3 protein-coding genes are annotated in these 3,678 nt (G+C 43.4%); all 3 read right to left on the minus strand.

Annotated elements, in window-relative coordinates:
- Positions 1-417 precede the first annotated feature (417 nt).
- Complete coding sequence (locus AC4II3_RS31940; protein WP_488016831.1) at positions 418-2,349, minus strand: ABC-F family ATP-binding cassette domain-containing protein; 1,932 nt, start codon at positions 2,347-2,349, stop codon at positions 418-420.
- Positions 2,346-2,507 (minus strand): hypothetical protein, encoded by a 162-nt coding sequence (locus tag AC4II3_RS31945; RefSeq protein WP_488016833.1) that lies wholly within the window; start codon positions 2,505-2,507, stop codon positions 2,346-2,348. The genes AC4II3_RS31940 and AC4II3_RS31945 overlap by 4 nt, the downstream gene beginning before the upstream one ends.
- Before the next feature lie 150 nt (positions 2,508-2,657).
- On the minus strand, positions 2,658-3,500 hold the full coding sequence (locus AC4II3_RS31950; protein WP_488016835.1) for a prohibitin family protein: 843 nt from the start codon (positions 3,498-3,500) through the stop codon (positions 2,658-2,660).
- Positions 3,501-3,678: the final 178 nt, after the last annotated feature.

A 3,678-nucleotide genomic window follows, 5' to 3' on the forward strand; every position in this document is an offset into this window, starting at 1 on the left:
ATCTCAGCCTCAAAAGAAGACTGGGTCATTTTCTCATAGTCTAAACTCCAGTAAATGATCACATTAAAATAACTGTGGAAACACTGAAATAGGGATTGGGTAAGGGGTGACATGACTGAAGGGTCTGACCACTCAACGGCTATATTTAGTATTTCAGCTATATGTATATATTGGTGTTTCGATAATGTATAAGTTTTTGGAAAAATTATGTGTACTTAATGGTTGTCAGCTATAGCAAAGGGAGTAGGGAGTAGGGAGTAGGGAGCGGTGCGACGCTGGGCGAACGGCCAATCACAAGGCTAGTTAGCTGAATTATGGGTATGGAACGCTAGGAGCGCAACGGTAGAATTACAGCGGTGCTGAGAGAAATTATGGGTTCCCGTAGCGTGGCCATAGGCCAATCGCAACGGTAGTGATCTAAGAGTCCCGTTCCGCCAACTCCATCCAACGCTCAGTTGCTGTATCAATTTCCTGAGTCAAGGCTTCTAAGGTCTGATAAAGTGCCTGAACCTCACTGGTGTTTTTGGGAGGGGATTGATAAAGGGTTTTCTCCAACTCAGCTTTCTGAGCTTCCAGTTGGGGTATCTGACTTTCGAGTTTTTCAAATTCCCGCCTTTCCCAATTAGACAGCCGACGGGGTTTGTTATTACTCGATGATTTTTTAGGGTCGGGCTCGACCTTGGAGGATTCAGGCTTTTTACCTTGAGTCTGAGCCATCTGTTGGGCTAGTTTTGCTTCTTCTTCTCGCTTTTTATCGATATAAAGGGAATAATTACCAGGATACTGACGTATTTTACCCTCAGATTCAAAGGCAAAGATTTTATCTACGGTGCGGTCTAGGAAATAGCGGTCGTGGGAGACAATAATCACACAACCATTAAACCCTTCTAGATACTCTTCCAGTACAGCGAGTGTTTGTACATCTAAATCATTAGTGGGCTCGTCAAGAATAAGTACATTGGGAGAACTCATCAGTACTTGCAACAGAAACAAGCGACGTTTCTCACCGCCGGAAAGCTTATGAATTGGTGCATACTGTTGGGTGGGAGGAAATAAGAAACGCTCCAGCATCTGTGAGGCAGTAATCAATGTGCCATCAGCGGTTGTCACATACTCTGCTACGTCTTTTAGGTAATCAATTACTCGCTGATTTTGATTAAGAGCTTCGAGCAAATCCTCTGAATGCTGGTCAAAGTAACCGATATAAATGGTAGACCCAATTTCAACGTTACCAGAATCGGGCTGAATGCGTGCAGTAATAATATCCATTAGGGTAGATTTCCCTACCCCATTCCCACCTATGATGCCAACTCGGTCATCGGGACTAAATTCGTAGGTAAAATCTTTGACCAGAATTCTACCGTCATAGCCTTTAGAAACATTGTCTAACTCAATTACTTTCTTGCCAATGCGACGACCAGGGGTAGAAATTTCTACTTTACCCTGAGCTTGTTTAAACTCTTTGGCTTGCATGTCGTGAATACGGTCAATTCGAGCTTTTTGCTTGGTACTGCGAGCCTTTGGCCCCCGTTTGAGCCATTCTAACTCTCGGCGCAATACCCCTTGATGTTTCCGTTGAGTACTGATGGCTGATTCTTCAGCTAAGGCTTTTTTCTCTAAATAGTAGGAATAGTTACCAGAGTAAGTATACAGGTCTCCCCGGTCAATTTCGATAATGCGGTTGGTGACCTGGTCTAGAAAATAGCGGTCGTGAGTAATCAGTAAGATTGCTCCACGATAACTATTCAGGTAACTCTGTAACCACTCTACGGACATGGCATCGAGATGGTTTGTGGGCTCATCCATTAACAATACTTCTGGTTCCGCTAGCAAGGCGGCTGCTAAAGCAATCCGTTTACGATAGCCACCAGACAACTGACCAATGGGAGCATCAAAATCAACTATTCCTAATTTACTTAGAATAATTTTTGCCTTTGTTTCTAGTTCCCAAGCTCCTGTGGCATCCATCTGCTGGGTTACACTTGAGAGCTGTGCTAGCAGTTGGTTATCCTCGGGATTGTGAGCCAATTTCTGGGAAAGTTCTTCATACTCACGAATCAGAGTCATCTGCTGACCACTATCAGCAAACACTTGCTCTAAAACGGTGTGATTGTCATCTAAGTCTGGTTGTTGGGGTAAGTAAACAATTTTAGTTTTGGGATTAATGGAGAGTTGACCCGCATCAATGGGCTCAAGACCAGCAATTATTTTTAATAGGGTGGATTTGCCTGAACCATTAGTGCCAATTAGACCAACTTTATCCATAGGATCTAGACTAAAGGTAGCTTCTTTGAGGATTTCTTTAATCCCAAAGTCTTTGCGAACGGATTGTAGGGTGAAAATACTCATGAAAAATTTATGGGAAAGGGAGTAGGGAGTAGGGAGTAGGGAGTAGGGAGTAGGGGGTAGGGAGTAGGGAGTAGGGAGTAGGGAATAGGGAACAGGGAACAGGGAATAGGGAATAGGGAACAGAAATATGTATTAAGCTTTACTTCGACTGCTATCAATTTATTTTTAAAAAACCCGTTTTCTAGATAGAAAACGGGTTTTTGTAGTTGTAATTTAACTACTAATACTCAACTGCAAACTATCAAACGTCTCACTAGTAACTAGCATTAAATTAAACAGTTTTTGATAATTTTATTGACATTTTGATGCTATTGAGGTACGTTGTTTAGGTCAAAGATAAAGGGAACACTGCTATTCCTATCACCACCAATAACGAGAACTTTAGGCATCTGAGCCCCACCCTCTCGCCAAGCTGCGATCGCTTCTTTCTGGAGTACCAGTTCACCCCCTTGGGCTTTTAGGGTTTCCGCCAAAAGTCGTTGGGCTTCTGCTTTACCCTGAGCGCGATTAATTTCCGCTTGAGCTTCTTGCTCAGCTTCCTGTGCTATATAGACAGCTCGTTGGGCCTGTTGTTCAGCTACCTGTTTTTCTTCAACTGCCTTGGCAAATTCCCTAGAAAAATTCAGGTCAATGACACTAGTATCCAATACTTGGACATCATACTTGGCTAACCTTTCGCTCAAAGCCTTATCAAAATCTTCCTTTAACTGACTCCGTTGAGTAATGGATTCTTCAGCAGTGCGAAGGGCTGCAGCAATTTTAAATGACTCTTGAGTCTGAGGGGCAATAATTGTGGTCACTAGATTCTGCAGAGTGCCTTGTTTTCGTCTGATACTAACCACCTTAGTGGGATCGAGGCGGAAGTTAATGGCGAATCGAGCGGTCAAATCCTGAAGATCCTTTGTGGAACTCTGGGCTGGGACTTCAAACTTCTGTACGGTGACATCATACACATCGACTATAGAGACGAAGGGCAGTTTGAAGTGGATACCCTCAAGCAGAGCGCCATCTCTAGCTTTACCCAAAATACTAAGGACTCCAGCCTGACCAGGATTGATGATTACAAAACAATTAAAGGTGAGGAGAATAACTAATGCTGCGATAATCCCCCCGACTAAAGATTGCCAATTTTGTGGATTTTGGTTCCTCAAGTTTTAATCTCCTTTTAAATTATCCCCCGGATGAATCACAGGGAAAATAAGCCCTGATGTTACCAGATCGGGCATTCACCACATCTGGTAACCCTTATGGCATGATATCTTCAGCATACTAGAAAAGTTCCTAACTCCTCACACTTCCCTCACTCCCCCCACACCCCACACCCCACAC

The sequence above is a fragment of the Moorena sp. genome, assembly GCF_982860115.1.

Coding starts and splice junctions, on each gene's coding strand:
- AC4II3_RS31940 (WP_488016831.1), bottom strand. CDS start 2,349: ATGAGTATTTTCACCCTACAATCCGTTCGCAAAGACTTTGGGATTAAA.